The organism is Streptomyces sp. SID5464 (assembly GCF_009862985.1).
GTDB classification, from domain to species: domain Bacteria; phylum Actinomycetota; class Actinomycetes; order Streptomycetales; family Streptomycetaceae; genus Streptomyces; species Streptomyces chartreusis_D.
Genome location: NZ_WWIQ01000052.1, coordinates 17,655 through 44,010 on the forward strand (window position 1 = coordinate 17,655; position 26,356 = coordinate 44,010).

Below are 26,356 nucleotides of genomic sequence, written 5' to 3' on the forward strand. Positions count from 1 at the left end.
GCAGCGATCCTGATGGCTTCCGGCATGGTCCGGGCGTTGGCATGTTCATGGGGCGGGGGGGATCTCGCGAACGAGGAGTGGGCCCGGTCGAAGCCGCATCGCCGAAGTCCGGGCAGCGCGGCGGCCGCTGGACCAGGCATCGCAGCATCATCAACGGAATCCTGTACCGGAACCGAACCGGGTTGCCGTGGCGGGAACTGCCTGCACGGTGCGGAAAGTGGAAGACCGCGTACGAGAGGCACAGACTCTGGTCTGCGGACGGCACATGGGAAAGGCTCTTCGCGCTCATCCTGGCCGACGCCGACGCCGACGCCGACGCCGACGCCGACGCCGACGCCGACGCGGAGGGCCGCATGGACTGGTCCATGTTGAGCGTGGACTCGACCATCCGCAGAGCGCACCGGCATGCCGCCGGAGCAGCCAACAAATCCCCGCGGGTGCCGGGAAAAGACGCACGCCCCGGCAGCACCGTCCCGATGGGGGGCTTGGACGCTTCCGGGGCGGCTTCGCCAGCAAGATCCACCTCGCTGGAGAGGGCGGCTTTCGCCCTACGGCGCTGGCGATCACTCCTGGCCAGTGAGGTGACGCCCCACAGCTGATCCCCGTCATGGAACGCATTCGCATTCGCATCGGCCGGCACGGCGACGGGCGTCCTCGCACCCGCCCCGAACATCTCGGCGGCGACAAGGCGTACTCGTCCCGCCGCAACCGTCGCTACCTGCGCCGGTGGCAGATCAAGCACACCACCCCCGAGCCGAAGAACCAGCGGTCACCGGCTTCGACAAGGCCATCGACAAGAGGAGGAACGAGTAGAGCGGACGATCAATGCTCTGAAGACCCCTTCGGGCGGTGGCCACGAGCGCGGTCCCCGGTACCAGGCGGGTGGCCGCAGCGATCGACCACCCGCACATCCTGCCGATCTTCGAAGCCGGTGAGGCCGAAGGCGTCGTGTACATCGCGATGCGGCACGTCCCTGGTCCGGACTTGCGGGCCTTGCTCGACGAGGCAGGCCTATTCCCCGTTCCGACCGCTCACGGCCTGGTGCACCGGGGCGTCAAGCCCAGCAACATCCTGGTCGCCGCAGGAACCGACAGTGAACACCCGCGCCCGGCGCGGGGTGGACATGCGGTTCGTGCGGATCACGGGCTTGCCGCGGTAGCGGTCCGTCGAACTCGACGGCAATCTGCCCTGCGAAGGAACCCTGGGGCTGGATGCGGCCGGCCCGGCAGGCCTACGGCGCGCTCCTGCTGGGGCGGGGCCGTATCGAGGAGGCCGCGGCGGTCTACTGGGCGGACCTCGCCCCTGGACGCCACTCTGCCCCGGGTCCTGCAGCACCCTGGGAGGCGTCCGGGCCCTGCAGCACGCCGGGAGCGTCTGGGCCCTGCGCGGGTTCTACGAGTGCCTGGTCGGCACGGGCAGGACAGGCGAGGCCGCCATCGTGGCCCGACAGCTCAAGAGGGCGGCGGTGTTGGCCGGCGTACCGGCCCAGGTTTCCTGTGTCCGCCGCCTGTGGTCACGGCACCGACGACGGCTGTCGCTGGTCCTGACTGGTTACTCACCGGGCGTTCGGCGCCGGGGTCCTCGCCCATGTCGTTCGGCGCGGCCGGTCTGCGAGCCGGAGGCCGTGCGCTGTCCGGGCTCGATCTGCTGCCGGAACGCCTGCAGTGCGGCGGAGCTGTTGGGCGGCAGGACCGCCATCACGCCGTGCCGCTGTGCCTCGGCCAGCGTTTCCGCTGCCGCGCTGCCCTCGGGGACGTGGACCAGTCGGACGTGCCCGTCGCCGGAGCCGCGGCGGTCCACCGGTGTGACCGCGCCGTGCGTTCCGTCCGGCAGGGTCACCCACAGCTGGAAGTCGTCGAACCTGACGAAGTCCGCGCCCTTGACGGGCCAGGGGTAGTGGTGTTCACCGGGCACCTTCGGCAGGATCCCCTGGTGATGGCCCGGGCTCAGCGGCACACAGGCGTTGAAGAGGGAGTCGGTCCACGCCGAGACGCCGTCGGCGTCCGTGATCGGGGTGCGCAGCAGCTCCTCGGCCTCCTCGTAGCCCAGCGCGGCCAGGGCGGGCAGGGTGAGGGGGAAAGCGTCGACGAGTTCGGCCGCGTCCCGGCGAAGCCGGTCCACCTTCGCCGGGTCGGAGCAGAACTGCATGCTCCACTCGATGCCGACCCGCGCCCGGTACATGCGCCAGCCGCCTGATCCCTTGACCCACAGACTGCCGCCGTGGTGCATCTCCCAGTGCTCGGAGGCGGCGGGCCGCGGCCCGTAGGGGACGTCGCCGTCGTCCAGCTCGTCGAGGATCTTCTTCGCCGTCTTCTTCGCGGCCCGGAAGTGCGGGGTCTCGCGACGCTCGGCGTGGTCGACGAGGCGTATCTTCCACGGGTGGTTCTCCCCGTGCGTACCGCCGGGCCGCAGGCCGGACGGGGTGCGCGAAACCGCTGTGGATTCGGCGACGGCCATGGCTGACCTCCTCGCACTGAGCGCGCTGGCCGAGTGGCCCGGGGCGTCTCTTTCCTCCATCGTGCGCCCCGGACGGGACGACGGCGACTCGGCGGCGGAGCAGGCTAGTTGACCGGAAAACCAACGACCGGGTCGTCGGGCGACCGCACGCACCAGCGGCCAGGGCGTGCGGGGGTTCGAGAAGGGGGACGGCTGTCAGGGCGGCGCCGGACAGCACCAGGACCGCTCGACGCGGGATGCGCCTCCTGGCTCCTCCGGAAAGGGGTGGGGTGATGGGCGCCGACCGTGCGGGCTGTGCGTGGACTGACCGGAAGGTTTGCCATCACCACCCCGAGTCCTGGACAGCCGTCCGGCGGAAAGTCCGTACGGCCGAACAGGACAGCGCGTGGGCGCCAGTCCCGCCCGGCGGAACGGGACACCGGCCCCATGCGTGCGGGACACCGGGCGCGTCACGGTGGTCGGGCACGTCAGACACGCCCCCGGCCGGACAGTGGCCGGGCGGCACCATTCATGGGGGAACGTCATGTCCGCTTCGCTCTCACATCCGTCCCCGGCCGGCACTGGCCCGGGGTCCGTCCCCAAGCCCCCGCACTCCCTCGCCGAGCGCCGCGGCTGGGCCTGGGCAGGCATTGTCACGGCGCTCGGCGGCCTCGTCGCCTTCGTCGCCTCCACGCCGCTGTACCCCTTCGAGGACTCCGACCTCATCGACAACGCCCGCATGGTCGACCGGCTCGACGGCCCCGCCATGTGGTGGGTCTTCGTCCTCCAGGTGACGTTCACCGCGACCGCACTCGCCGCGGTGGTCTTCGGCGCGGGACTGCGCCGCCGGCTCGACCGGCAGTCCCCGGCGGGCAGCCTGGTTCCCGCGACGGCGTACCTGGGGATGCTGCTGGTCGGTGTGATGAGCCTGGTGGGTTCCGGAATGGGTACGGAGCTGTTCCACAACCTGCGGATGTCGGACAAGACCGACCCCGACACGATCATCGCCGATTTCGCCGACATCAACACGTACGGGTGGGTGTGGTCGGGGCTGCTGCTGACCGCTGCCGCGCTCGTCGTCGCGGCGTTCCGGCAGGGCGCGGTGAGCCGCTGGATCGGCGTCGTCAGCCTGATCTTCGGATTCCTGCTGCTGGTCACCCAGCTGACGCCGTTCCAGTACATGGCGCTGTTCGTGGGCGTGCCGTACCTGCTGATCCTCGGCGCTGGGTTCGCCTTCGGCCGGGGCCGCGCGATCGAGTGACCGGAAGCTGACCGGAAGCCGACCGGAAGCTGACCGGAGGCCTTCCCGACACAGGGGAGCGCAGCGCGCGTACGTCGTACGCGTGCTGCGCTCCTTCTGCGTCGGGCGCAGTACGGGTGCGGTGACGGCGGCGGCGCGGTGACAACCGCGGTCCCTGCTGGGAGCCTTAACCCGTGGGGGAACAGGCATGACGGCCCGGCAGGGCCCGGTGGGCGGGGGCCGTCGCGTCCCCGCCGTCGGCGTGCTCGCGGTGTCCTGGGGGCTCGCGCTGACGGCGCTGGTCCTGATGGGAGCGGCGGACGCCGAGTGGGACGCCACGCAGTGGTTCTTCGTCGTGGACACCGCGGACGCGGTGGTGTACGGCCTGGTCGCGGCCGTCGTGCTGAGCCGGCGCGCGCATCCGGTGGCCTGGCTGGTCGCGCTCACCGCCGTCGGCGGGGGCGTCGCGGCGGTCACGGCCCAGGCGCTGGCCCTGTGGGCGCGTGACGCCGGTGACGGCGCGGCGGTGCCTTCGTGGTCGGTGCTGCAGGGCACGGCCTGGGTGCCGGGGACCCTCGCGCTCGTGCTGATCGTGCCGTATCTCCTCGCCGAACACGCCCCGTCGCCCGCCGCCCTCACGGCCATCGCAGCGGGCGTCGTGCTGGTCGCCGGGCTGGTGGCGCTACGGCTGGCCGATCCGTGGCCCTGGCCCGAGGGCGAGCCGGTCGCGCCCCTGGCGGTGCGCGATGCCGGGTGGGCGGACCTCGTCGTGCCCGTGCAACGCACGCTGCTCGGCTGCGTGGTGGCGCTCGGGCTCGTCGCCGCCGGACACGCGGTACGGCGCCGGCTGCGGGATCCGGCGGGACGGGGCCTGGGCTGGCTGGCGATCGGTACGGCGCTGGTGGCGCTGACCTTCCTGCCGCTGGTGCTGTTCGCGGGCGAGGGCCCCGCCGCGCTGCGGCTGTTCACGCCGCTGACCCATCTGGCCTCCCAGGCCTTCTTCCCGGCGGCCGTCCTCGTCGTGGTGCTCCGGCAGCGGCTGTGGGGCATCGACCTGGTGGTCAGCCGGGCCCTGGTGTGGTGGCTGCTGACCGGCCTGCTCGTCGCCGGGTACTTCCTGACGGTGGCCGTGCTGGGGCTGCTCCTGCCCGGCGACGGGGCACTCGGCAAGGTGCTGGCAACAGCGGCGCCCGCGGCCGGGATCCAGCCGGCCCGCGGCTGGCTGCAGCGCCGCGTCGACCGGCTCGTGCACGGAGAGGCGGCGGCCGGCGCCCTCAGTCGGGTCGGCCGCCACCTGGGCAGCGCGCCGGGCCCGCAGGAGGCGCTCACCGGCATGGCGCAGAACATCGCCGCGTCCTTCAACCTCGGTTCGGTGCACGTCCTCGACGAGGACGGCAAACCCCAGGTCACCGTCGGAGACCCGGAGGGCCTGGAACAGCTGGCGGTGGCACTGGTCGTCCGGCGAAGAGCGGTCGGCACCCTGCTGGTGACGGCGCGTCCCGGCGAACGCCTCGACCGCAGGGCCCGGACGGCGCTCGACGAGGTGGCGCCCGTGGTCGCGACCGCGGTTCATCTGGCCGCCGTCACGCGGGAGCTGCGCGAGTCACGGGGCAAGCTGGCAGCGGCCCGCGACGACGAGCGCCGGGCCCTGCGCCGGGAACTGCACGACCAGTTGGGGCCCGCCCTCGCCGGCATCGGCCTCGGCCTCGCGGCGGCCCGCAACCAGCTCCCGGCCGGGTCACCGGCCGACCCGCTGCTGGCCCGGCTGCGCATCGAGGTCGACGCCCGCGTCGAGGAGGTCCGTGTCCTCGCCCGCAACCTGGTCCCGCCGGTCCTCGCCGAGCTCGGTCTCCTGCCGGCGCTGCGGGAACTGGTGATGCGTCACGAGGCGGACGGCCTGGCCGTCGTCGTCCACGCGGACAGCGACACCGGCCGCCCGGACGGCGCTCCGGTGCCCCAGGAGGTGGCCGGCACCGTCTACGCGGTCGTCGCCGAGGCGCTGCGCAACGTCGTACGGCACGCCGGGGCCCGTACCTGCACGGTCACGGTGACGGGCGGCCCGGACGCCGGTGATGTGCTGACGGTGAGCGTGGAGGACGACGGCCACGGCATCACTGCCGGAGCCCGGCCCGGTGTCGGCACCCAGTCCCTGAGGGAGCGGGCCGAGGCCCTGGGCGGTCGGATCGACTGGGGACCGGGGGAGGGCGGCCACGGCACCCGGCTCGTGCTGCGCGTGCCGCTGCGACCTGCCTCCCGGCCGGGGAGAACCACGGGTGAGCTGGAGGGGGACAGGGCGACATGAGCGAGAACGCCGAGCGGGACCCGGCCGGGGCGGCAACGGTCCGGATCATCGTCGTGGACGACCATCCGGTCTTCCGCATGGGCATGAGCGCGCTGCTCGGTTCACTTCCCGGGCTGAGGGTGGAGGCGGAGGCCGACTCGCTGGCGTCGGCCGTGGCGGCGGCCCAGGCCCAGCGGCCCGATGTCGTCGTCATGGACCTGCACTTGGGCGACCGGGAGCCCTCGGGCGTGGAGGCCACGCGCGAGGTCCTGCGCGTTCGGCCGGGCGCCGCGGTCCTGGTGGTGACGATGCTGGACGACGACGACTCGGTGTTCGCGGCGATGCGGGCCGGGGCCCGGGGCTATCTGCTCAAGGGCGCCTCTCCCGCCGAGATCGAACGGGCCGTACGCGCCGTCGCCAACGGCGAGGTGATCCTCGGCCCCGCGGTGGCCTCACGGGCGGTGGCCCACCTGACGTCCGCGCGCTTCGCGAACCCGGCCATGGCGCTGCCCGAACTGACCTCGCGCGAGCACGAGGTCCTGGACCTCGTGGCCCGGGGCCTGGACAACCTGGCGATCTCACGGCGCTTGGTCCTCAGCCCGAAGACCGTACGCAACCACCTCTCCAACATCCTGACCAAGCTGCAGGCCTCCAGCCGCGCGGAGGCCATCGTCCGCGCCCGCCAGGCCGGCCTCGGCGAGAACTGAACCCGGGGCGCGGCCCCGAGTTCCTACGCGGTCATGCCCAGCTTGCGCAGGGCGTCCAGCTGCTCATGGCCCAGCTTGTTTCACCGTGCGCGGGTGGGGGTGTCGCTGTTGGTTCCTTTTGATCGGCGAGGTTGAACTGGGCTGGTCAGTTGGCTCGGTTGGGTCCGGCGGTGTGGTGTGTGCCGGTGAGGTGGTGGGCGTTGCTTGCCGGCCCCGACCGGGCGGGCCTGAACCGCGGAGTTCCTGCTCTGGGTTGGTCTTGTCGGTGTTGATCAGTTCTGTTGGCTGGCCGGTCAGGTTCGCTGAGCGACTGTTGCAGCGGCAGAGGGGTGCTGCCGCCGAGGTCTGACAGACGGTGCGCGGCCGCCCGGCGGCAGTCGGCACCCGTTCGCGCTGGAGCCCATCGTCCACGTCGTGCCGGCGCTTCGGCTCCGCAGCGGACGAAAAACACCATGGCGCGGCCTCCGCCAAGCTGCGACGATGCTGTTTCCCAAGCGGAGGGCCTTTGTTCGTCTTCGTGTGTGCGGGGTGCGGCGCCGAGCTGACCGCCCCGCTGTCCCAGGTGGTCCTGCCGGCCCACGCCCATCAGAAGTACGGGAACGGGATTCAGCTCCCGGTTCTCATGGAGTCGGGCACGTTCGCCGTGGAGCCGGAGCCCTCAGGGCCGCCGTGGCGGAGGTGGGAGGAGATCGATCCGGACGAGGTGGCCGCTCGCGGCATCTACGCGCCGGTCCACGCCCTGTCCGATGGCGCGCCCGGCGCGATCGTCATCGCGCCCGGAGACATCCGCGGCACCGTGCTGATCCCGGAGAATTGCGGTGGCTACTGCTGCGGCCTCGACGGAGCAGACGGCCCCAATTTGGCCTGCGAGACGTGCGGCCTGCCCGTGGCGAGCAGGATCGACGACTGCTCGCTCTGGCAGGCGGTGTGGCTCGCCCCTGACGCCGTGCGCCGCCGCCCCGTCGACGGCGCCGATGCCGCACCGCTTTCCTGGGCGGAGCTGGCAGCGCAGGGGAGGAGCACACCACCGTTCGAGCCGATCACCGCGTGGGGAGGGCCGCAGTTGGGGTCACACCACTGGTGGTCTTGGAGCCCGCAGTGGGAGGCGGCGGCCGGCCGGGCGCTCGCCCATCTACTGACGGCGTCGGACGGCCGGCCGGTGACCGTCCCGGACGGCCTGACCGAGGAGGTGTTCCAACGCGTCCTCGACACCCTGCTGCCCGCAGGTCCGTCGGCGCGGCGCGCCGTCCTGGCCGGGCCAGGGCTGCCCGCCCCCAACGCGGACGTCGACATCATCATCGTGCCGGTCCATCCGCAGACGGGGGAGACCTGGGCCCCGGTCGGCCCGGGCGCCTCGGCACACCCGGTGCCGCTGCCGTTCGGGGTGTGGCTGTGGCTGGCTTTCCCCGAGCCGCACCTGCCCGGCCCCGCGTCGGGCGTCATGCCCGACGGCGTCCTCCGCGACGATCCGCCCGCACCGCACCCCTACGCCCTGTTCAGACCTGACCTGGCAGTTTTCCAGACCACTCTGGTCCGGCTACCAGCCGTCCGCAGCCAGTGGCTGCGCGAGATCCTCGAGAACCTCACGCAGGATGTGCGCCTCCGCCTCTTCTGATCAGCTGGCGATCAGACCCGGCCCGGAGCGGCGCATCCAAGCCCGCAACAGCGGCGGACTCCTCCACCCCTCGCCGAACGAGCGACCAAGTGGACCAAGAACGACGCCCGACGAACTACTGCACCATCTCCAGCACGACCTGCCGGCCCACGTCCACGGGCACCTCACCGACGATGCCGCCGTAGTCGCCCCACGTGGCAGTGTCAGCCGCTGAAGCGGCCGCCCGCCGGGTGGTGGACGGCACCCGTCCACGGACCGACGGTGCGGATGACACGGCCGACCTCGCGGAAGACGACGTACGTGGCGTTCTTGTGCGACCCGGACCGGGGCTTCTTCAGCAGCGTCGTCGAGGAGATGACGCCCTCGCGCACCGAGACGGCCACCCGCATCAGGTGCCGGAACTGGGACTCGTAAATCTCTAGTGCTGTCCCCGGCGTCTTCGGCCTGCACCACCTGGTGGACGGCGCCGGGTACGACAGCTGGCTGTACGGCCGACTGAGCCACCCGCGCCCTGCGCGGGCGCTCTGCATGGCACGCGACGGGCGGACGAGGGCTGCGTAGTCGGTGAAGACCCAGCGCGACGTGCCGTCGAGCTGCCTAGCGCGTGACCGGGCCGCCGTGGGCGAGCACTGAGGCTGCGAACCACTCGCCGACACCGGCAAGACGCCGGCCAGCCCCAGCACGGAGAGGGCCGGGGTCGGCGTGCCTGCACCGCGGCGCCGCCGGAGCAGCTGCACGAGGTTTGGCAGCAGACAGCTCCCCCTGCGGGCACCGGTGCAGACACCACAGCCGGCGCCTCGCACCCACGAAACCGAAGTCAGGCAGCCTCGTGGGGGTCGCGTCCGCGCATGCGCCGGTCGTACGCCGCGGCTGACTCCAGCCCCACCGCGGCGCGCCGGGCGTCCAGCTGCTCGGGGTCGGTCACGGGGTACGGCCGCAGGTCTCCGTCCCGGGCGTTGGTGTACTGAGTCCCGTACACCTGGGGTTCGCCGGCCGCGACCAGAACCCGGTCGGTGAGGTACGCGAGATGGCGCGGCAGGGCGTCCCCAGCCGCGACGGCGTCCTCAAGAAGGCCGAGTACCTGATGTTGGAGGTCGAGAGCGCGGTCGGCGTGCTGGGCCAGGAGCCATGCTTCGTCGGCTCCCCGCTCGCCGACCAGCGTGATCCCTTCCGTCGTGCGGTTGACGGGGAGCTCGTGCTCTTGGTCCTCGCCGTCCTGGTGGTTCTCGTCGGGCCAGACGCCGAACGGGCCGGGTAGGCCGGGACCGGTGGCGCCGAGCTGCGCGGCGCCACCCTTGAGCCGGTGGTAACAGGGAGCTCTTCCAGTTTGGCGGGAGTCACGTCACCGTGGTCATCGACCGTGTCTCGCGCCGCGACGTGTTTCGGCCGCCTCGCCGACTGACCGGCCCGGCACCGCACCGCCCGCTGCCGTTGACGCCGTCAGAGCGCCCATACCCGCCCCAGACTTCCCCTGTCATGGATGCCGAGCTTGCGGTAGACCCGGCCGAGCGCGTTGTCGACCGTCCGTACTGACAGACCGCACTGGTCGGCGATCTCCCTGCTGGTGTGCCCATGGGCCGCGAGTTGCGCGATCTCCCGTTCACGCGGACTGAGTTCCGCCGCCGTCGAGAGGTCCGCCAGCGCAGGGGTCGCCGCGTCCTCGCACTGCCGTCGCAACGCGTGGGCGCGAGCTGTGGCACGCCGGCCGGCCCCCTCCTGGGCCGCGCCGCCCGATGCGCGCCACAGTTCGACCGCTCCCGCGAGGCTCTCGGCAGCGAGGAGCAGCGCGCCCATCGCCGTCCATGCGTCGGCCACGGCCACCAGCGCGTCCGGGTCACGCTCGGCCACCGCACGTGCATGGGCGGCACGAGCCGCCGCGTAGGGCCCTTGGGCGTCATCGGCAAGTTCGCGTACGCGAGGGGCCGCGTCCCGGTCGCCCCAGCGGAGCAGATCGTGTTCAAGCGTCAAAGCGCCGGCGAGCTCCCCTTCCGCCCGTGCCGCTTCGGCCCCGGCGCGCAGCGCGGCTTCCGCCTCGTGGCGTCGCCCCCGGCACCGCAACGACCAGGCCTGGGCGCGCAGCGTGTCGGCCTGAGCGAGCGGGGAGTGCGGATCGGTGGAGCCGGAGGCGAGTCCGGCTGTCTCCGGGGCGCTGCGACCGACGTATGCTTCGGCCAGTACCAGCCCGGCGAGCGCACGCTGCTCGGCGTATCTGTGTCCGCACATGTGGGCCTGCGCCCGGGCCTCACGGAAATGGGCGACCGCCTCCGCACACCGTCCCCGGTCGAGCGCGATCCGTCCCCGCACCCAGCCAAACCAGACGACCAATGCGGGCACGGGTGAGCGCAGCAGTCCCTCGAGCCCCTCGGACGCGGCCCGCTCCGCCTCATCGAACCGCCCCGCCTCCAGCAGGGACGCCGCGACGAGGTAGAGGCTGCGCGCCGGATAGAAGACCGCCGACCGGTCGGCCAGCATGCGGTGCGCGGCATGGGCTGCACGGCCGCTGCGGACAGCGTCCTCGGGCCGCCCGGAGGACAGTTCCACCCTCAGCCGGGCTTGGAGCAGCAGCACACCGGAGTCGGACGGCTCGGCCCCTTCCGACAGCGGCAGCCACGGGTCGAGCACGGTGCGGGCCCGCGCGGTCCGCCCCGCCGAGGTCAGCAGGGTGGCCTCCCAGCCGGCCATCTCGGCGCACGGACCGCCCCGGCGCCCGGCCTCGTCGAGTACAGCCAGCGCGCGGGTCATGTTGCCGGGCCCATAGAAGTGATGGACGGCCAGGGTCAGGGCGGCGGTGTGCAGGTACGGCTCCCTGGCCGCGGCGAAGGCGTCTTCCAGGACGGCGATCCCTTCGCCGAACTCGCCCCGCTGTCCCAGGGCCTCGCCGAGCATCAACCCGGCCCGGGTGTTGGGACCGTGTACCAGCGCGGCGCGTGCCAGCCGGCACATGGTGTCCACGTCATCCGCGTGCAGGGCCTGCGCCGCGGCACGCACAAGCAGGGCAGGATCGGCGGTTCCGGTGGCCTCCAGTTCCCAGCGCGCCAGAGCGAGGGGGTCGTCGGCGCGCCGGGCGCCGTACCCGCGTACCCGGCCGACCTGGTCCAGCAGCAGGGTTCGGGCCCGAAGCCGGGTGATGCCGGCGCGCAGCACCCGTGCGTGCATCGGGTGGGCGAGGGTGAGCTGCTCGCGGCGCCCGTCGAGGCGTGATTCGACGAGTTGCTGCCGCTCCAGTCCGGCGAGAGCGTCCGCATCGACATATTCCAGGCCGTCCCGCAGCCCGATCGGTCCGCACACCGCTAGGAGTTCCATCAGGGTTCGCTGCGGGCCAGCCAGTTCCCGGAGCCGTACGTCGAGCAGGGCGTTCGGCAGCACCGGGGCGAGCGGCCGCGTGAGGCACCACACCCCGTGCACACGGCTCAGTCGCCCGTCGGCGAGGGCGCTTCGCAGCAGCTCCCTCAGGCACAGCGCGTTGCCACCGCTGGCCTCCCACAGGGCCCGCAGGGCGGATGCGGCGACCGGCCCGCCCATCGTGGTGATCAGCAGCCGGGCGCTCTCTTCCTCACCCAGCGCCGACAGCGGGATGTGGTGCAAGGCGTCCTCCCGCCACAGGGGCTGCAGCACGTCCGGCCAGTCGGCGCCGTCGGGGAGGGTCACGGCCAGGAAGAGCGAGGAGTCCGCCAGCAACAGTGCGATCAGCGCCAGTGACGCGGGATCGAGCAGCTGGATGTCGTCGACGACCAGGACGGTGCGGGTGGTGGCGGATGCGCGGTGCGCGGCCATCCGCTGCCGTACCCGGCGGAAGAACTCTGCCGGCTCTTCCGCGTAGACGTCCGAGGGCAGCAGCGGCGCCAGCGCCGACAGCGGCAGCGCCCGGGCGCTGTGCGTCGCCTGGACGCGTACGACACGGTGGCCGCCGCGACCGCCCGCCCAGGTCGAGAACTCCTCGGCGAGGCGGCTCTTGCCCACCCCGTGCTCTCCTGTGATCATCACTGCTTTGCAGGCCGGTCGGCGCAGCGCGCGGCGGAGCTCCGCCAGTTCGGTGTCCCGGCCGGCGAAGTGGAGGCGGCCGCTCCCCATGCCCGTGTCCACCGTGGGTCCCCCTCGGGCGCCGGGGCCGATCCGGCCCCCCAGCCGGATGGTTCGCCCACGGCGTGCGGTCCGCAGTCTGGCACGCCGGCCGTCGAAGCGGCCGGAGCGGCAGGCGGTTGACCGAAAGCGACCGCGAGTTCGTCCGGAAGGCAGGCCGGTACTGAGTAGGGCCTTGCCTCGATGGAGTAGTCGACTGCTCTGTGCCGCGGTGTGCGGACGGGCGAAGGTGTTGCCACGTCGGGGCAGCGGGCCGAGTGGCCGTGCGGCCCACGACGTGACCACTGATTCACCACGGGGAAGGAAAACCAGATGCGATCGAGAAAGCTCCGTCGCCTCGGCACCGGGGCCGCGGGTCTCGCGGCTGTGTTCACTCTGACGGTCCCGGCGGCCGCCGCCGCTCAGCCGCCTGTGCCCGGGGAGCTGTACAAGGTCCAACTGCTGACCCTGCGCTGCACCAACATTTCGGAGAGCGGCGAGGACGAGGTGTACATCAAACTCGACGGCGGTGTCGCGATTCCCACTTCGGTCTGCCGTGAACGGGGCACGGTCGACTACAGCGGAGTGGATCCCGAGCGGTTCATCTTCGAGGGCGGCACGATCCTTCCCCTCGAACTGTGGGAGCAGGACCCCGACGTCATCGACCCGGACGACAAGCTGGGCGTCTTCGAGCTCAATGACAGCCGGGTTGGCACGACCAACATCGCCAAGATCGTCAATGGGACCGACTACGCCTACAGCCTGACCTACCGGGTGCTGCCGCTGGACTAGGACGACGTCACTCAGCCGCCGCGCCCCGCTGTTGGACGAATGCGGACGGGGTGCGGCGGTGGTCGTCCCCTGGGCGATCGGTTGAGCGAGCGCCTGGCGGTCGATGCACGGGGGGACGGCGATGACCGGGCGCTGCACATGGCCCGGTTCGGCACGCGGTGTCGGCCGAGGGCCGCGGGCCCGTATGCTCAGGTGCTCGTCTCGGCAACAGCCGCGCGGAACTCCTGCGTCATCAACTCGACGGGCCGCGCTGGACGGGAGCCTCACCCGACTCGGCCGACACCCTCGACACCGTCCTTCGCCGTGAACGCTGACGAGCCACGCGGAGTAGTACGCGGCCTCACTCGCCCTGGCGATCGACCAGGCATTCGAGAAGCCCGGAGCCTGAGGATCGCTCGCCGCGGCACCCCGCACGGCTCCAGACTCGGCAAGACGCGGTGGGTAGTGAAGCGCACCTTCGCCTGCTCTACCAGTTCAAACGCCTGCACATCCGCTACGAGAAACACGCCGACCTCCACCAGGACTCCTCGAACTCGCCTGCCCGATTGTCTGCTTGAGACGACCGGGCATCGCATTCTGAAACGATCAGTAAGGCGCACCGGCCGCGCGTGCCGGCCGCCGTCAGCGACTCCATGCAGACCGGCAGAGTCCTGCTCAAGGTGGCAGACGAGGCTAATGACCGCGGCATCCTGAATCATGTTGCGCCGACCTCTTGGCCGGCAGGTTCGGCCTGCCGATCAGGTTTGGTCGGCGGGGTCGGGTCGCTCGGACGCTCGGCGAGGTACTGCGGGACGTCGTCGTACGAAGCTGTCCCGCCCCACGTCGACGATGCGGCGTACCGCTCGGGGCCCCGGGCATGAGGGCCGCGCGTCGAACAGCTTCCCGGGCCGTCCAGCCCTCCCCTCTCAGGTCCTCCTCGCTCAAGTCCTCCGGCGTGGGGCTGGGAGGCCGGGCGTCCGGTCAACCGGCGGGCACGGGGGGACGCAGCCCGTAGGCGGTCTGCACAGCGGCGAGCGCCTGCTCGTAGTAGTCCGTCTCGGTGTCGATCGTCAACCGCACACGTGCCCCCTTCCCTGATCGTTGCGCTCTTCGTCACCCAACCCCATGGTGTGTCGCCTCGTTGGCCGAGGCGGGCGGCGGGCGGCGGGCGGCGGGTGCGGGCCGGCCATTGGGTACGCGTCGGACTCTGTCCACAGGGCACCGGCCGACCCTGCATGTACTGCAAGATTCGGCTGGAGGTCGAGCACCTGTCGAAGGACCGCGAGGCGCCGGCCGTGTGGTTGTGGTCCTCGAAGGCCGGTGACACCGACGCCGGCTCCGGGATCTGGAAGCGGCCGACCGGTGGACGTGTCTGATCATCGCCGCTTACACACAGCTCCGGCTCGCCCGCCCTCTGGCCAGGGATCTGCGACGCCCATGGGAGCAGGCGCCCGCACTTGGACGGCTCACCCCGGCTCGAGTCCCCGGGGCGTTTCGGAACCTCCGCCAGTACATGCCCTGTCCCAAGACACTCATCGCTTCGCAAGGGTCGAGAAGTTAAAGAACAAGCTCAGCGCCTGTTCGGAAGCTGCCGTGCCAGCAAAGCGGCGGGCTCACAAGCCGACATCAACCAGGGGTGCTCACGCCTTCCGGGCCAGCCAGACCCATGTCGTATATTGTGCGAATTTGCAACTTCGCTCGGTTTGTCCAAGGGAAGGTATCCATGGGTAGAGATAATCTTGACACGGTCCGACGCGTGTACGACGCGTTCGCCCGTAAGGACATCGACGCCGTGTTCGACGCGCTTTCGGCCGACGTCGAGATCTATCAATCAGAACTGGTGCCGTGGGGCGGCAACTACCGCGGACATGACGGAGCCCAGGAGTTCTTCGGGCGTCTCCTCGGCAATATCGAAAGCGCTGTGACGGCGGACGAGATGATCGAGGCCGGGGACCACGTGATCCAGATCGGCCACAGCCGCGGACACGTAAAGGCCACCGGTGTCCGGTTTGACGTGCGTGATGTGCACGTGTGGACACTGCGGGACGGCAAGGTAGTGCGCTTCGAGGCGTATCTCGACACCCCTGCCATGCTGGCTGTTCTTGGATGATCAGGCTGCCCCGCGCCAGACCGGAAAGCCGCGTCTCCGTGGGACAGGGCGCCAGCGGCCCGGGCGGTGTGCAGTCAAAACACGCCGGGTGATGGCGGTGGCGTCATGGCCTGCTCGCCGGCGGGCGGACGGGTGGCGGAATGCCGGCATCGCGACGGCGATGGCGGTGCCGACAATGGGGACTGTCGCGGCGATCGGGGACCGGTCGGAGGCGTCCGCGGTGAAGAACACCGGGAGGCCGAGTAGGGCCGAGATCACCGCGAGCCCACGACGGCGCGCATGGCGCGGGGCTGCCCCGGCCGGCGGGCTGGTAGGCGGCCAGGGTGACGGGCCCCCAGCAGCGTCCCGGTGATGGCGACGCCGGGCGGCGGCCCGGGGTGCTGCCACAGGCCGACGAGGCCGGCCAGGTCGAGTGCGGCGAGAACCGTGCAGAGCGTCATGCCGACGGTGCGATGCATCAGATGTTTCGATTCTCGTGCGAGCGGTCGTCTCAGCGGTCGGGGAGCGAGGACTTGAGCCGGTCGACGCCGTCGCCCTGCAGGGTGTCCAGACAGGCGGTGCGTCCGGTCGAGAGCAGCAGCAGGCCCAGAGCGGGCCCGGCGATCTCCGGTCCGTCGCCCACCGCCCAGTCGGTGTCGGTCGCCCGGAGGGTGAAGCCGGCCAGGTGGCGCTCGGCATGGAACGGCCAGCCCATCGCCCAGACCCGCCGCAGTCCTTCGCGACTGTGCTCGGCCGGGACGGGGAGCTGTCGGGCGAGCGGGAGGGCGATGTCCTGACCGTGGACGATCGCGTCGAACAGCGCGTTGCGGGTGTCCAGCACCTTCGCTGTCCGTCGGGTGCCGGCGTGGCTGCGGATCGCTGCGACCAGGTCCGCGGGATGCCGGGAGCCGTGCCGGCGGGCCAGCACGGTATTGATCCGGTCGGGGCTGAACCGTGCACGGGGTGCGACCGCGACCATGTCCCAGGTGGTGATGGTAGGGACCAGGGCGAGGTGTCCCGCAACGTCGCGCACACGCCAGCCCCGGCACAGCGACTCCTGTTCCCATTCGGCCGGGGTGAGTTCTTCCAGCAGGTCGGCGATCCGCAGACGCGTCGCGCGGACCGCGGCCCAGTAAGGGTCCGAGTCGCTCATAACAGTCTCCAAAGGTCCGAACCTCGGACCATATTAGTACGAGGTTCGGACCTTCTGCAATGATGGGGGCATGACCGACGGCAACGCTGACGAGCTCAACCTGGGACTGCTGATGTTCATCCCGTACCGCTTCATGGAGTCGGCCGTGATGGCCGCCCTGAAGTCCGCCGGACACGACATCTCGCTCACCCAGGCACGGGTCTTCCAGCGGATCAGGCCCGAGGGCTCGCGGCTGGCCGAGCTGGCCGAGGCGTCACAGGTCAGCAAGCAGACCATCGGCTCGATCGTCGACCAGCTCGAACGAGCCGGCTACGTCCGACGCGTTCCCGACCCGCGCGACGCACGAGCCCGACTGGTCACAATCACCGCCCGGGGCCAAGAGCTCATCGAGCTGAGCCTGCCCGTCGTCCGCGACATCCAGCGGCAATGGACGGCCCACCTGGGCCCCGGGCGCACCCGGCAGTTGAGGCAGGCCCTGGAAGCGCTGCGGGAGATCACCGATCCACACCGCTGACCACACGTATCCGACTCCCGGCGCGTGCCTGCTCGCCGAGAGCAAGGTGGTCGCAGCCGCCCACTGGTGGCCCCCGGTCGGTGATCACGCGGGTGACGGTCACCGACGACAGCGCGGGTGGGTTGGCCGTCAAGAACCGAATCGCCGCGGTCACTCCGCAGACGTTCGTGTCCCTGGCACGGCTGCGCGTCACACTAGCCCTTTCACTTCAGGCACATCCAGACCAACCGGCACGCCGACAGGGCCCGGGGTCCTGCCGTCACCTGCCCAACGGATCGCCTTCGGCGCCGTCGGTCTGGGTACGCAGCATCGTGTGGCCGCCGTGATGCAAGGGCGTGTCCAGCTTCCATCGGGCTGCTTCGCTCCCTGTTCGGGCATCGAAGACGTGGACTTCGCCGTGGCCGCCGCGGGTGACGGCGACCCAGTCGGAGCCCGGCGAGGCGGCCACCGCACGGCGTTGGACGCCCTCCCACGGGGTGCCGCCACGGCGGGGCGCGCCGTCCATGGCGGGGAGGGCGACGCGGTGGGCGGTCTCGCCGTCGGAGTCCAGCAGGATCAGCTCGTCGCCGTCCGGGTGGACGCGCGTGAAGGCGGTGTGGTCCTTGGCGAGGGCCAGTCGGAAGACCAGCCCCGGGCCGAGCTCCGTCAGGGTCGTACGGTCGGCGTCGAGGTCGTGGCACCACGCCTGGTTCGTCCACTCCGGCCATCGGAGGGGGTCCGCCGGGCCGCCCCGCAGGGTGGACCACAGTGCCGGGCGCCGCGGGTCGAGCCGCAGGTACCAGCCCCGGGCGGACGAACCCCACGGGATCACCGGCTCCGCGACGAGTGCGTCGCCCTCACGGCGTGCCCGGTGCACGCCCGTGCCGGTGGCCGCGAAGACCTGGCCGAGGTCGGGGACTTGGGCGTCTCCGTGTCCGTCGTCCGGGAGCGTGAGGTGTGCGTGGGCCGTTGCCGCCGGGCAGCCGGGCGGAGCGCCGAGAAGGTCGGTGAACCGGTGGACGGCCAGTGCGCCGGGCTCCCTGTGCCGCAGGACGACGAGGGGGTCCCCGTCGCCGAGCACGGTCACTCCCGGCTCGCCCACGCGCGTGCGTACCCGGGCCGCGTCTCCTGTGGTGAGGTCGACGACCGTCAGCAGGTCCGACCACGGCTCGGCGTTCTTGCCCAGGCCTGTCGTGACGGCCACCCACCGGCCGGACGGGTCGCAGGCGAGGTGCTCGGCCGGCACGGCGACCGGGATCGCGGTCTCCACCAGTTCCTTGCCGAACGGGTCGAGCACCAGCAGCTCGCCCCTGCGGTCGTCGACGCAGGCCGTCCGCCCGCCCGACAGTGCCAGGAACCCCGCGTGCTCGGAGAGGTGGCGGCCCGTGAGGCGGCCCGCTTCGGTGCCGTCCGGCAAGGTCAGCAGGTGGACGCATCCCGTCACATGGTCGGACGCGAGCAGCAGAGGGGGTGCGGTGGTCATCGATGCCTCCAGGAAAAAGGATCTGATGAAAACGATTATCATGTATCTTCGGTGCGTTCCGTGGACCCTGAGAAGAAGCGAGGGCATCGATGCTGCGCTCACCGTCGAGATTCGTCCGAAGCTGGATCACCGCAGCGATCGTGGGTTCGGCCCTGGTCGGTTGCGGCGCGTCCGCCGAACCCGCCGGCGAGGAGACCACGGCCGCCAAGAAGACCGATGTCAACGTCGAACCCATCAAGGCCGCACGGGAGTTGACCGATACCAACGGCGTCGAGATCTCCCTGAAGAAGGAGCCCGAGCGCATCGTCTGCCTGTTCGCGCTCTGCGACGACATCCTGACCGAGCTGGGCATCGTCCCCACGGCCACGAACAGCGCGCTCCTCGCCCACCCGGACTTCCTGGGGAAGGAGAAGGCGAAGGAGGTCGATGTCATCCCCGGCGGGTTCATCGCCCCCGAGGTGGAGGCGATCCTCTCGCACAAGCCCGATCTCGTGATCGGCCTGAAGGACACCCACGGCAAGCTCGCCCCGGCGCTGAAGGGCGCCACCACGTTCTGGCCCATGCAGCCCGAGTCGTGGGAGGACAGCGTGGGCTACCTGCGCGATGTCGCTGCGCTCACCGGCCGCACCGCCGAGGGCGAGAAGGCCGAGAAGGCCTTCCGCACCAAGCTCGCCGAGGCGGAGAAGAACAAGAGCGACAAGACCGCGCTCATCATCTACGGCAGTGACGAGAACTTCGGCGTCGCCACCCCGGAGACGGACGTGGGCGCCAGCCTGTTCCCCAAGCTGGCGGAATACCCGTGGAAGTCCCGTGGTGTGGAGGGAAGTTACAGCCTTGAGGAGATCCTCGCCCGTGACGTCGACGTGTTGTTCGTCGAGACGATGAGCTTCGGGGAGGCGGACGGAAAGCTGTCGGAGAAGCTGGCGAAGAACCCCTTGTGGGGCAAGATCCCGGCGGTGAAGAACGGAGACGTCCACGAGGTCGACTCCGAGGTGTGGGCCAAGGGGCGCGGTACCCGTTCGCTGGGCATCGTCCTCGATGAGGCCACGGCCGCGCTGCGGTGAGCGCGCCCACCGCGACACGCGCCGGGGCAGGTGAAACGGCATCGGGCGCACGGCGGTCCGTGCGGGGCGCGGGAGCATGGCAACTGCATGCCGTCGTCGCGCTGTTGGTCGCCGCCTCCGCCTGCGCTCTGACTCTGGGCACCCCCTACGTCCCGTTGCACCGGCTGCCCGGTGCGCTGCTGGACGCGGACAGCACGCTCTCCGGGATCGTGGTCGGCGAACTGCGTGTGCCCCGGCTGGTGCTGGCGCTGGTCGCCGGGGCCTGTCTGGGTGCGGCGGGGCTCGTGCTGCAGGAGGCGCTGCGCAACTCCCTGGCCGTTCCGGAGATGCTGGGCGTGTCGTCCGGGGCCGCACTGGGGGTGGCTGCTCCGCTGGTTCTGTCGGTGTCCCTCCCCGCCGCCGTCCAGCCCCTGCTGGCCATCGGCGGGGCCGCGCTCGGCGGCGTGCTCACGCTGCTCGCCGCGGGGCTGGGGCGCAGTCCGTCCGCCGTACTGCTGACCGGCGCCGCGGTCGCCGCCGCGTTGCAAGCCGCGCTGCTCGTGCTGATGGTCATGGCCGACCAGCTCGACCTGCAGCTGATCTACCGCTATCTGCTGGGTTCGCTCTCCGCCCGTACCTGGGAGGACGTGACCGGGCTGTGGCCGTGGCTGCTCGTCGCGGTTCCCGCGCTCGTGCTGTGCGCGCCGGTGCTCTCGGTGCTGCGGCTGGGGGACGAGGACGCCGAGGCGCTGGGCGTGCGTGCGCAGCGGGCACGGTTCGCCGCGCTGGCCATCGCCGTCGTGCTGATCGCCCCCGTAACGGCCGTGTGCGGGCCGGTGGCGTGGGTCGGGTTCCTCGCTCCGCACCTGGCGCGATGGTTCAATCCCGCGGCGGATGCGGTGCGTTGGCTGCCCTGGTCCGCCGCGTGGGGCGCCGTCGTCGTGGCTGTCGCCGACGTCCCGGCCCGGCTCGCGCTGGCACCCGTGGAGACGCCGGTCGGCGCGTGGACGGCCCTGCTCGGCGTGCCCACCGGGGTCGCTCTGCTCCGGTCGGGCAACCACAGGCCGGCAGCCCTGCGCCGAGCGGCGGGCTCCGGTGTGGGCCCGGCGCCGCAGGGTGCCCAAGCCATGTCCTCCTCTCCTTCGGAGAAGGAGGCCCGGTGAGCAGGCGTTTCACGGTGCTCGCCGTACTCGCCGTCGTGTGCGCCGGTGCGGAACTGGTGGCCGGGCGCGGCATGTCCCCGGCCGTGGTCTGGGACGTCCTCGGCGGCGGCGGTGATACGACGGAGCGGCACATCCTGCTCCAGCTCCGGCTGCCCCGGCTGCTGGTGGCCCTCGGTGCGGGGGCGTGCCTCGGCGTGGCGGGCCTGGTCCTGCAGTCGGCGCTGCGCAACCCCGTCGCCGGGCCCGAGGTGACGGGTGTGACGCCGGGCGCGGTGCTCGGGGCCGTCAGTGCGACCGGCCTCGGGCTCGCGGGGTGGGAATCGCCCCTCGCCGTGGTCGTCGCCGCGTGCGTGGGCGGTTGCGCCGGTGCCGCGCTGCTGTGGCTGCTCGCCGGGCGCGGCCGAAGCGACCCCGCGCAGACCGCTGTGCACGGGGTGCTGGTGTCCGCCGTGCTCGGTGGGCTCACCGCCATGGTGCTGCTCGTCGCGCCGGGGGAACTCGGCAGCGTCGTGCAGTGGCTCGTCGGCACGACGGAGGGCAGGGTGTGGCAGCACTGGCACCTGCTGTGGCCGTGGGCGCTGGCCTGGAGTGCCGGGGCCTGGCTGCTGGCCGGGCCACTGACCCTGCTGCGCTGCGGGGACGACACCGCCCTGGCCGCCGGCCTGTCCGTGAGGCGGGCCCGCACCCTCGCCCTGCTGTGCGCGGTGGCGCTGACGGCGGGCGCGGTGGCGGCCGTGGGGGCGCTGGGATTCGTCGGGCTGCTCGTGCCGCACCTCGCCGTGGCCGTCTTCGGCGCCGATCTGCGGGTGACCCTGCCCGGCTCCGCCCTGGTGGGCGCGGTGGTGGTGTGCGGGGCGGACGTGGCGGCGCAACTGTCCTCGCGGCTGCTGGCGGTCGCGCTGGACTCCGGGCGGTTCACGCTGCCGGTAGGGGCCCTGACCGCCTGCCTCGGGGCCGCGCTGCTGCTGGTCGTCGTGCGCCGCGCGCCGAACCGTACGTTCTGATGTCGACTTAAGGACAGAGCATGACCGAGTCCGTGGGGATCCGCGTCGAGGGGGTCCACTTCGGCTACCCCGGACGACCCGTGCTGCGCGGGGTCGACGTGAGCGTCGAACCGGGCGAGCTGACCGCCCTCATCGGCCTCAACGGCTGCGGGAAATCAACCCTGTTGCGGCTGGCCGCCGGGTTGCTGCGGCCCGACGAGGGGCGCGTTCTGCTCGGCGGGGACGACCTCGCCCGGCTGTCCCGGCGCGCCACCGCCCGGCGTGTGGCGCTGCTGCACCAGTCCGCCCCGGCCGTCCCCGGTATGACGGTGCGGCAGCTCGTCCGGCAGGGGCGGTACGCGGAGCGCGGCCCGCTCGGCATGCTGCGCGAGGGCGACGACCCCGTCGTACGCCGCGCCCTGCGTGACGTCGGCGTGGAGCAGTGGGCCGAGCGTGACGTCGACGCCCTGTCCGGGGGCGAGCGGCAGCGCGTGCGGCTCGCGATGGCGCTCGCCCAGGACACCCGTGTCCTGCTGCTCGACGAGCCGACCACCTACCTGGACCTGCACCACCAGCTCGACGTGCTGCAGACCGTCGTCCGGCTGCGCGAGGAACGCGGCCTCACGGTCGTGATGGTCCTGCACGACCTCGCGCACGCCGCTCGGTTCGCCGAGCGGATCGTCGCGCTGCGCGAGGGCCGCGTGGTGGCGGACGGGATGCCGAAGGAGGTCGTCACGCCCGGCCTGCTGGCGGATGTCCTCCGGGTGGCCGGCCGAGTCGGCCGGGATCCCGAGGGTGGCTGGCCGGTGTGTTACCCGGATCACCCTTTGCCAAGTATTGAATATGAAAATCAGATTCATTAGAGTGACGCGTGGCGCTCGACCGAGCGCCGTATCTCCCTGAGGAACAAGGAGAGTTCATGGACAACGAGCAGGTCTTCGCGCAGATCGCCGACCCGGGCCAGCTGGCCCACGACTCGGCCTCGCACTCCAACGCGCTCGTCGAGAACCCCTTCGAGGACACCGAGGAGTAAGCGAGGGCTCAGCGCTCTCGCCTGTGGGCCCGCCCGTCGTCTGCTGGGCGGGCCCACGCCATCCAGGCCCTTCCCACAGGAGGATCGACGTGTCCCACAGCCAGCTCGTACCTGGGGTCGAGGTCGTCGCCGTACCGGAGCGCGGTCTCGCGGTCCGCACGGCCGAGGGGGAGTTCCTCAGCGTCAGGACCGCAGACGCGGACCAGGACGCCCTGCTCTCCCGCCTCTCCGGTACGGCCGGGGTCGAGCCGGACGACGAACTCGTCCGCATCGTCCGGGCCTTCGAGGACGCCGGGTACCTGGCGGACGGACCGCAGTGCCCGGGATGGCCGGCCGATCGCCGGGACATCCGGCTGCTGGGCGACCCGGTTCTGACCGAACCACTGGCCGTGCTCCTGCGCTCCCTGGGCGCCGAGCCGCGAACGGCGCCGCCCGCCAGCGCGGCTGACGGGCAGTCACACTCACCCGGCCACCTGCTCGCAGGAGACCCCGCCGCCGTCGTGTGGTGCCTCGACGGGCCCGTACCCGAAGGGCTGTGGGACGCTGCCGACCGGCTGCCCGAGCGCGGCATCGCCTGGCTGCGATGCCACCGCGAGGGCTGGCAGGCGTACGTCGAGCCCCTCGCCGCCACTCCGGGGGACGTCACCTCGGCGCACGTCCGGGCCCGCCGGCTCGCCGCCACACCCGCCCACCGCGAACTGGCCGCCTACTGGAGCGGGCCTCGTACGTCCGGACCGCCCGTGCGGTTCACCGTGCCCGCCGCCGGGCTGCTGGCCGCCCTGCTCGCCGACGACCTCAGCCGGTGGATCACCGGCGCACCCGACACCGGCGAGCTGCCCGCCCGGCGCCGGCTCCGGCGTGTCGACCTGCGCACGCTGACCGTCACCGAGCACCCCGTGCTACCCGTCCCGGACGTAGCCCCGATGCCGAAGCAGGCCGGATGAGGCCGTCCACCGTGGCCGTCGAAGGGCTCGCCACCGACGTCCGGCTCCCGGACGGCGACGGTCCCTTCCCGGCCGTCCTCATCCGCACGCCCTACGACCGCAGACGGCACCACGCCGAGCTGCGCGGCTGGGCCCGCCGCGGGTTCGCCGCACTGGTCCAGGACGTACGGGGCCGGCACGCGTCGCCGGGGGAGTGGCACCCGTACGAGAACGAGGCCGCCGACGGAGCTGGAGCCGCTCGCTGGATCCGCGGGCAGTCCTGGAGCGACGGGCGGTTGGTCGCCGTCGGCTCCTCCTACGCCGCCCACTGCGCCCTCACGCTCGCGCTCGACGCACCCGAGGACGCCCGGCCCGACGCCGTCATCGCCGCCGTGCCCGCGCTCGGCACCGCCGACACGGCCCGCGAACCCTCGGGCGCGGAACGGCTGCTGGCCCGCGCCGGCTGGTGGGCGGCTCACGGCGACCGGCGCGACTCCGACGAGAGCGCACTGGACAAGGCCCTGGCCGCGGACCCCGGACTGCTCACCCACCTGCCGCTGACCGGCCTCCCCGCAAGGCTCGGCCGGAGCCTGCCCTCCTGGCCGGACCTGTGGCGGCACCACGAGCGCGGCCGGCTCCTCTCGCAGGCCCAGCACGCCGGAATGCCCCTGCTCGCGGTGGGCGGCCACCACGACCACTTCACCGAGGACACCGTCGAACTGTGGCGCCGCTGGGGCGGACCGTCGGCACGGCTCCTGCTGGGTCCCTGGGGACACGGTCTCGTCACCGAGCCCGGACCGGACGCAGAGGCCGCGCACCGGGTGAGCCTCGGCGAGCTCTACGTGCGCTGGGCCCGCCCCGCCCTCGCCGGGGAACTCCGCCCCGGGCGCCGTGGCGCGGTCGGCCTGGGCGGCAGCCCCCTGTGGCTGCCCGCGGGCACGGAGGGCGAGCCGTACGGTCCCCGCGTACGGCTGCTGCGCGGCGCCTCCTTCACCGCCGACCCGGAACGCCCCGTGTCGTCCGCGGACCTGGCCGTCCCCACGGACGGTCAGCCCGATCGCTGTCTGCTCGCCACCCCGCCACTGCCGCGTCCGCTGGACGTGGTCGGCCCCGCAGAGGTGCGACTGCGTGCCACCGCCCACACCCCGTCGGCCGACTGGGCCGTCCGGCTCGTCGCCCTCACACCGGAAGGGGTGGCCGAGCGGCTCGCCGTCGGCGTCGTCCGACGCGAGGAACCACCAGGACGCCACGCCGAGATCACCGTGCGCCTCGGCCGGCTCGCGCGGCGGCTGCCGGCGGGCACCCGGCTCCGCCTGGAGATCGCCGGGCACCACTTCCCGGCCCACGCCCGCAACCCCCACACCGGCGTCGACCCGGTCACGGCCACCCGGCTGCTCGCCTCCCGGCGCGAGGTCGAGGCCGGGAGCGTGGCACTCCGGCTGCCCGTGCTCAGATCCCGCCCCACACCCACTGATCCCGCAGAGGAGATCCTGCGATGACGCCGCTGCCGCTGGAAGCACTCGTCGACCCCGTCTGCGGCGTCGTCCGCAAGGTCAAGCCCGTCGAGCACCCCGCGGGCGCGCCGCCCCGCTACACCGCGCTCACCGCCGAGATCGCCGACGCTCGCCGGCTCGGCCTGTGGCCCGCGGACCGGGTGTCGCTCGGCACCACCTTCGGCGACCCCGAAGGCGCGCGAACCGCCGCCATAGCGGAGGGCGTCGAGCGGTACTGCGGCAACCGCGTACCGCCGCCCGGCCACCCCGACGCGCCGCTGCGCGCCACGGCCGCCGAGCTGGCCGACAAGGGGCTGCGGCTGTACGGGCCGGATGAGCTGCCTGCCTACGCCGACTGGCAGTACGCCCGCGAGAAGTTCCCCTACCACCCCCTCACCGCCGACACGCCCTCCCTGTGGACGCGCGGCAGCGAACTGCTCCCCGGGGGACGGACCGCCGAGGTCTGGGCGCCCGTCGCCCTCACCCACCTCAACTGGCGCCAGGGCGAGCTGCGTTCACTGCCGCGCACCCACCACCTCAACTACGCGGGGATCGCCACCGGACAGGGCTTCGACGACGCCGTCGAGCGCGGCCTGCTGGAGGTCGTCGAACGCGACGCGCTCGAACTGTGGTGGCACCTCGACGGCCCGGCCCGCGGCATCGACCCGGCCAGCGTGCCCGGCCTCACCGACGACCTCGCCGGATCCGCGCTCGACGTCCATCTCGTCGAGATGCCCTCGGAGTTCGCCCCCTGCATGGCCGCGCTCGTCCACGACCCCCGGCTCGGCCTGTACGCCGCCGGGTTCGCCTGCAAGTACGACCCGGCCGAGGCCGCCCGCAAGGCCGTCCTCGAAGCCGTCCACACCTGGGTCTTCACCCAAGGTCTCACCGACCCCGACGGCTGGGTCTTCCAGGCCGTCGAAGCCGGGCTGCTGGCCCGCGGGCTGTACCTGGACCACCGCGAGGACGGCCGCTATCTCGACGCGTGCGGCGAACAGTTCGAGCACGTACGAGACCTGGGCGCGCACGTCCAGGTGTGGCTGGACGAGCGGATGGCGCCCGAGGCCCGGCGGTTCACCGAGCCCGCGCACGGGACCGTGTCCATCGACGCGGTCGAGCCCGGCAGCCGGGACCGGCTGGCAGGCGCGCTCCACGAGCGCGGTCACCGCGTCATGACCTTCGACCTCACCACCGAGGACGTGGCCGAGACACCGCTGCGCGTCGCCCGGGTCCTCGTCTCCGGGCTCCTCCCCAACGCCCCCGCCGCCTTCGGCTACTTCGGCTGCCCTCGCCTCGCCGAGGCCGCCGTCGCCCGTGGCTGGCGTACGACCGCGCCGAGCGCGCCGGAGGACTTCACGCTGGCCCCTCCGCCCCACATGTGAGGACCGGCC

At 72.3% G+C, this 26,356-nt stretch carries 24 protein-coding genes and 5 pseudogenes; 22 read left to right on the forward strand and 7 right to left on the reverse strand.

All coding sequences use genetic code 11. The features are described 5' to 3' along the window. Positions 1 to 24: 24 nt before the first annotated feature. From GTY47_RS25475 to GTY47_RS41215, 3 pseudogenes are all read left to right on the forward strand, one after another. A pseudogene (locus tag GTY47_RS25475) lies at positions 25 to 739 on the forward strand (IS5 family transposase); the annotation flags it as partial. Between the two features lie 140 nt (positions 740 to 879). After that, positions 880 to 1,104 (forward strand): annotated as a pseudogene (locus GTY47_RS41210) (serine/threonine protein kinase); the annotation flags it as partial. Positions 1,105 to 1,159: 55 nt separating this feature from the next. Next, positions 1,160 to 1,510 (forward strand): annotated as a pseudogene (locus GTY47_RS41215) (hypothetical protein); the annotation flags it as partial. A 41-nt stretch (positions 1,511 to 1,551) separates the two neighbouring features. Here the strand turns inward: GTY47_RS41215 and GTY47_RS25485 are convergent. Next, positions 1,552 to 2,457 (reverse strand): DUF6424 family protein, encoded by a 906-nt coding sequence (locus GTY47_RS25485; RefSeq protein ID WP_029181755.1) that lies wholly within the window; start codon positions 2,455 to 2,457, stop codon positions 1,552 to 1,554. A gap of 523 nt (positions 2,458 to 2,980) precedes the next feature. On the opposite strand from GTY47_RS25485, the gene GTY47_RS25490 reads away from it, so the two are divergent. The 4 genes from GTY47_RS25490 (at position 2,981) to GTY47_RS25505 (ending at position 8,279) form a co-directional block, all read left to right on the forward strand. Then, positions 2,981 to 3,697, forward strand: coding sequence for a hypothetical protein (locus tag GTY47_RS25490; RefSeq protein ID WP_010048266.1), 717 nt, complete (start codon positions 2,981 to 2,983; stop codon positions 3,695 to 3,697). A 187-nt stretch (positions 3,698 to 3,884) separates the two neighbouring features. Then, on the forward strand, positions 3,885 to 5,978 hold the full coding sequence (locus tag GTY47_RS25495) for an ATP-binding protein (protein ID WP_010048268.1): 2,094 nt from the start codon (positions 3,885 to 3,887) through the stop codon (positions 5,976 to 5,978). Then, positions 5,975 to 6,664, forward strand: coding sequence for a response regulator transcription factor (locus GTY47_RS25500; protein WP_010048269.1), 690 nt, complete (start codon positions 5,975 to 5,977; stop codon positions 6,662 to 6,664). Before GTY47_RS25495 ends, GTY47_RS25500 begins: the two co-directional genes overlap by 4 nt. A gap of 505 nt (positions 6,665 to 7,169) precedes the next feature. Beyond that, the gene (locus GTY47_RS25505; RefSeq protein ID WP_010048270.1) at positions 7,170 to 8,279 is read left to right on the forward strand and encodes a hypothetical protein; all 1,110 of its coding nucleotides are present in this window, start codon (positions 7,170 to 7,172) and stop codon (positions 8,277 to 8,279) included. Positions 8,280 to 8,482: 203 nt separating this feature from the next. Here GTY47_RS25505 and GTY47_RS41695 read toward each other — a convergent pair whose 3' ends face one another. Then, on the reverse strand, positions 8,483 to 8,809 hold the full coding sequence (locus GTY47_RS41695; RefSeq protein WP_267880852.1) for a Tn3 family transposase: 327 nt from the start codon (positions 8,807 to 8,809) through the stop codon (positions 8,483 to 8,485). A gap of 287 nt (positions 8,810 to 9,096) precedes the next feature. Then, positions 9,097 to 9,402 (reverse strand): DUF6624 domain-containing protein, encoded by a 306-nt coding sequence (locus GTY47_RS41915; RefSeq protein ID WP_324604473.1) that lies wholly within the window; start codon positions 9,400 to 9,402, stop codon positions 9,097 to 9,099. On the opposite strand from GTY47_RS41915, the gene GTY47_RS40425 reads away from it, so the two are divergent. Next, positions 9,307 to 9,537 carry a hypothetical protein gene (locus GTY47_RS40425; protein WP_010048273.1) on the forward strand — a complete coding sequence of 77 codons (231 nt, stop codon included), beginning with the start codon at positions 9,307 to 9,309 and terminating at the stop codon, positions 9,535 to 9,537. The genes GTY47_RS41915 and GTY47_RS40425 overlap by 96 nt on opposite strands. Positions 9,538 to 9,719: 182 nt before the next feature. Here the strand turns inward: GTY47_RS40425 and GTY47_RS25520 are convergent, their stop codons facing one another. Beyond that, positions 9,720 to 12,350 carry an AAA family ATPase gene (locus GTY47_RS25520; protein ID WP_010048274.1) on the reverse strand — a complete coding sequence of 877 codons (2,631 nt, stop codon included), beginning with the start codon at positions 12,348 to 12,350 and terminating at the stop codon, positions 9,720 to 9,722. 321 nt (positions 12,351 to 12,671) lie between these two features. Between GTY47_RS25520 and GTY47_RS25525 the strand changes: the two genes are divergently transcribed. The 5 genes and pseudogenes from GTY47_RS25525 (at position 12,672) to GTY47_RS25535 (ending at position 15,219) form a co-directional block, all read left to right on the forward strand. Beyond that, a complete protein-coding gene (locus tag GTY47_RS25525; protein WP_010048277.1) occupies positions 12,672 to 13,130 on the forward strand; it encodes a hypothetical protein in 459 nt (152 codons plus the stop codon). A gap of 375 nt (positions 13,131 to 13,505) precedes the next feature. Then, positions 13,506 to 13,710, forward strand: a pseudogene (locus GTY47_RS41220) (IS5/IS1182 family transposase); the annotation flags it as partial. A gap of 634 nt (positions 13,711 to 14,344) precedes the next feature. Beyond that, positions 14,345 to 14,485, forward strand: a complete 141-nt coding sequence (locus tag GTY47_RS40430; RefSeq protein WP_197709825.1) for a hypothetical protein — start codon at positions 14,345 to 14,347, stop codon at positions 14,483 to 14,485. Further along, positions 14,446 to 14,616, forward strand: a pseudogene (locus tag GTY47_RS41920) (transposase); the annotation flags it as partial. The gene GTY47_RS40430 and the pseudogene GTY47_RS41920, both read left to right, overlap by 40 nt. 249 nt (positions 14,617 to 14,865) lie before the next feature. Further along, positions 14,866 to 15,219, forward strand: coding sequence for a nuclear transport factor 2 family protein (locus tag GTY47_RS25535; protein ID WP_050810339.1), 354 nt, complete (start codon positions 14,866 to 14,868; stop codon positions 15,217 to 15,219). Between the two features lie 254 nt (positions 15,220 to 15,473). Here the strand turns inward: GTY47_RS25535 and GTY47_RS25540 are convergent, their stop codons facing one another. Beyond that, complete coding sequence (locus GTY47_RS25540; RefSeq protein ID WP_010048285.1) at positions 15,474 to 15,677, reverse strand: hypothetical protein; 204 nt, start codon at positions 15,675 to 15,677, stop codon at positions 15,474 to 15,476. Positions 15,678 to 15,709: 32 nt separating this feature from the next. Next, complete coding sequence (locus GTY47_RS25545; RefSeq protein WP_010048287.1) at positions 15,710 to 16,351, reverse strand: maleylpyruvate isomerase family mycothiol-dependent enzyme; 642 nt, start codon at positions 16,349 to 16,351, stop codon at positions 15,710 to 15,712. Between the two features lie 70 nt (positions 16,352 to 16,421). Here GTY47_RS25545 and GTY47_RS25550 point away from each other — a divergent pair, with 70 nt between their 5' ends. Continuing rightward, positions 16,422 to 16,865, forward strand: coding sequence for a MarR family transcriptional regulator (locus GTY47_RS25550; protein ID WP_010048289.1), 444 nt, complete (start codon positions 16,422 to 16,424; stop codon positions 16,863 to 16,865). Between the two features lie 259 nt (positions 16,866 to 17,124). Here the strand turns inward: GTY47_RS25550 and GTY47_RS25555 are convergent, their stop codons facing one another. Beyond that, positions 17,125 to 18,327 carry a hypothetical protein gene (locus tag GTY47_RS25555; RefSeq protein ID WP_010048291.1) on the reverse strand — a complete coding sequence of 401 codons (1,203 nt, stop codon included), beginning with the start codon at positions 18,325 to 18,327 and terminating at the stop codon, positions 17,125 to 17,127. 89 nt (positions 18,328 to 18,416) lie between these two features. Between GTY47_RS25555 and GTY47_RS25560 the strand changes: the two genes are divergently transcribed. The 8 genes from GTY47_RS25560 to GTY47_RS25590 all read left to right on the forward strand — a co-directional run bounded on the left by GTY47_RS25560 (position 18,417) and on the right by GTY47_RS25590 (position 26,347). After that, on the forward strand, positions 18,417 to 19,391 hold the full coding sequence (locus tag GTY47_RS25560; protein ID WP_010048293.1) for an ABC transporter substrate-binding protein: 975 nt from the start codon (positions 18,417 to 18,419) through the stop codon (positions 19,389 to 19,391). 59 nt (positions 19,392 to 19,450) lie between these two features. Then, positions 19,451 to 20,533, forward strand: a complete 1,083-nt coding sequence (locus GTY47_RS25565) for an iron ABC transporter permease (RefSeq protein WP_050810340.1) — start codon at positions 19,451 to 19,453, stop codon at positions 20,531 to 20,533. After that, entirely contained in the window at positions 20,530 to 21,537 is a 1,008-nt protein-coding gene (locus GTY47_RS25570) for an iron ABC transporter permease (protein ID WP_010048297.1), read from the forward strand. Before GTY47_RS25565 ends, GTY47_RS25570 begins: the two co-directional genes overlap by 4 nt. A gap of 20 nt (positions 21,538 to 21,557) precedes the next feature. After that, positions 21,558 to 22,379: an ABC transporter ATP-binding protein gene (locus GTY47_RS25575; protein ID WP_010048299.1), complete on the forward strand. Its 822-nt coding sequence runs from the start codon at positions 21,558 to 21,560 to the stop codon at positions 22,377 to 22,379. A 56-nt stretch (positions 22,380 to 22,435) separates the two neighbouring features. After that, entirely contained in the window at positions 22,436 to 22,549 is a 114-nt protein-coding gene (gene amiA, locus GTY47_RS41700) for a streptamidine family RiPP (RefSeq protein ID WP_010048301.1), read from the forward strand. Positions 22,550 to 22,638: 89 nt separating this feature from the next. Then, the gene (locus GTY47_RS25580; protein WP_010048303.1) at positions 22,639 to 23,493 is read left to right on the forward strand and encodes a hypothetical protein; all 855 of its coding nucleotides are present in this window, start codon (positions 22,639 to 22,641) and stop codon (positions 23,491 to 23,493) included. After that, a complete protein-coding gene (locus GTY47_RS25585; protein WP_010048304.1) occupies positions 23,490 to 24,971 on the forward strand; it encodes a CocE/NonD family hydrolase in 1,482 nt (493 codons plus the stop codon). The genes GTY47_RS25580 and GTY47_RS25585 overlap by 4 nt, the downstream gene beginning before the upstream one ends. Beyond that, entirely contained in the window at positions 24,968 to 26,347 is a 1,380-nt protein-coding gene (locus GTY47_RS25590; protein WP_010048307.1) for a YcaO-like family protein, read from the forward strand. The genes GTY47_RS25585 and GTY47_RS25590 overlap by 4 nt, the downstream gene beginning before the upstream one ends. Positions 26,348 to 26,356: the final 9 nt, after the last annotated feature.

Excerpts from the sequence above, each read along its gene's own strand:
- GTY47_RS25485 (WP_029181755.1), bottom strand. The coding sequence starts at position 2,457 with ATGGCCGTCGCCGAATCCACAGCGGTTTCGCGCACCCCGTCCGGCCTG.
- GTY47_RS25490 (WP_010048266.1), top strand. The coding sequence starts at position 2,981 with ATGTCCGCTTCGCTCTCACATCCGTCCCCGGCCGGCACTGGCCCGGGG.
- GTY47_RS25495 (WP_010048268.1), top strand. The coding sequence starts at position 3,885 with ATGACGGCCCGGCAGGGCCCGGTGGGCGGGGGCCGTCGCGTCCCCGCC.
- GTY47_RS25500 (WP_010048269.1), top strand. The coding sequence starts at position 5,975 with ATGAGCGAGAACGCCGAGCGGGACCCGGCCGGGGCGGCAACGGTCCGG.
- GTY47_RS41695 (WP_267880852.1), bottom strand. The coding sequence starts at position 8,809 with ATGCAGAGCGCCCGCGCAGGGCGCGGGTGGCTCAGTCGGCCGTACAGC.
- GTY47_RS40425 (WP_010048273.1), top strand. The coding sequence starts at position 9,307 with ATGGCGCGGCAGGGCGTCCCCAGCCGCGACGGCGTCCTCAAGAAGGCC.
- GTY47_RS25520 (WP_010048274.1), bottom strand. The coding sequence starts at position 12,350 with ATGGGGAGCGGCCGCCTCCACTTCGCCGGCCGGGACACCGAACTGGCG.
- GTY47_RS25525 (WP_010048277.1), top strand. The coding sequence starts at position 12,672 with ATGCGATCGAGAAAGCTCCGTCGCCTCGGCACCGGGGCCGCGGGTCTC.
- GTY47_RS40430 (WP_197709825.1), top strand. The coding sequence starts at position 14,345 with ATGTACTGCAAGATTCGGCTGGAGGTCGAGCACCTGTCGAAGGACCGC.
- GTY47_RS25540 (WP_010048285.1), bottom strand. The coding sequence starts at position 15,677 with ATGCATCGCACCGTCGGCATGACGCTCTGCACGGTTCTCGCCGCACTC.
- GTY47_RS25545 (WP_010048287.1), bottom strand. The coding sequence starts at position 16,351 with ATGAGCGACTCGGACCCTTACTGGGCCGCGGTCCGCGCGACGCGTCTG.
- GTY47_RS25550 (WP_010048289.1), top strand. The coding sequence starts at position 16,422 with ATGACCGACGGCAACGCTGACGAGCTCAACCTGGGACTGCTGATGTTC.
- GTY47_RS25555 (WP_010048291.1), bottom strand. The coding sequence starts at position 18,327 with ATGACCACCGCACCCCCTCTGCTGCTCGCGTCCGACCATGTGACGGGA.
- GTY47_RS25560 (WP_010048293.1), top strand. The coding sequence starts at position 18,417 with ATGCTGCGCTCACCGTCGAGATTCGTCCGAAGCTGGATCACCGCAGCG.
- GTY47_RS25575 (WP_010048299.1), top strand. The coding sequence starts at position 21,558 with ATGACCGAGTCCGTGGGGATCCGCGTCGAGGGGGTCCACTTCGGCTAC.
- amiA (WP_010048301.1), top strand. The coding sequence starts at position 22,436 with ATGGACAACGAGCAGGTCTTCGCGCAGATCGCCGACCCGGGCCAGCTG.
- GTY47_RS25585 (WP_010048304.1), top strand. The coding sequence starts at position 23,490 with ATGAGGCCGTCCACCGTGGCCGTCGAAGGGCTCGCCACCGACGTCCGG.
- GTY47_RS25590 (WP_010048307.1), top strand. The coding sequence starts at position 24,968 with ATGACGCCGCTGCCGCTGGAAGCACTCGTCGACCCCGTCTGCGGCGTC.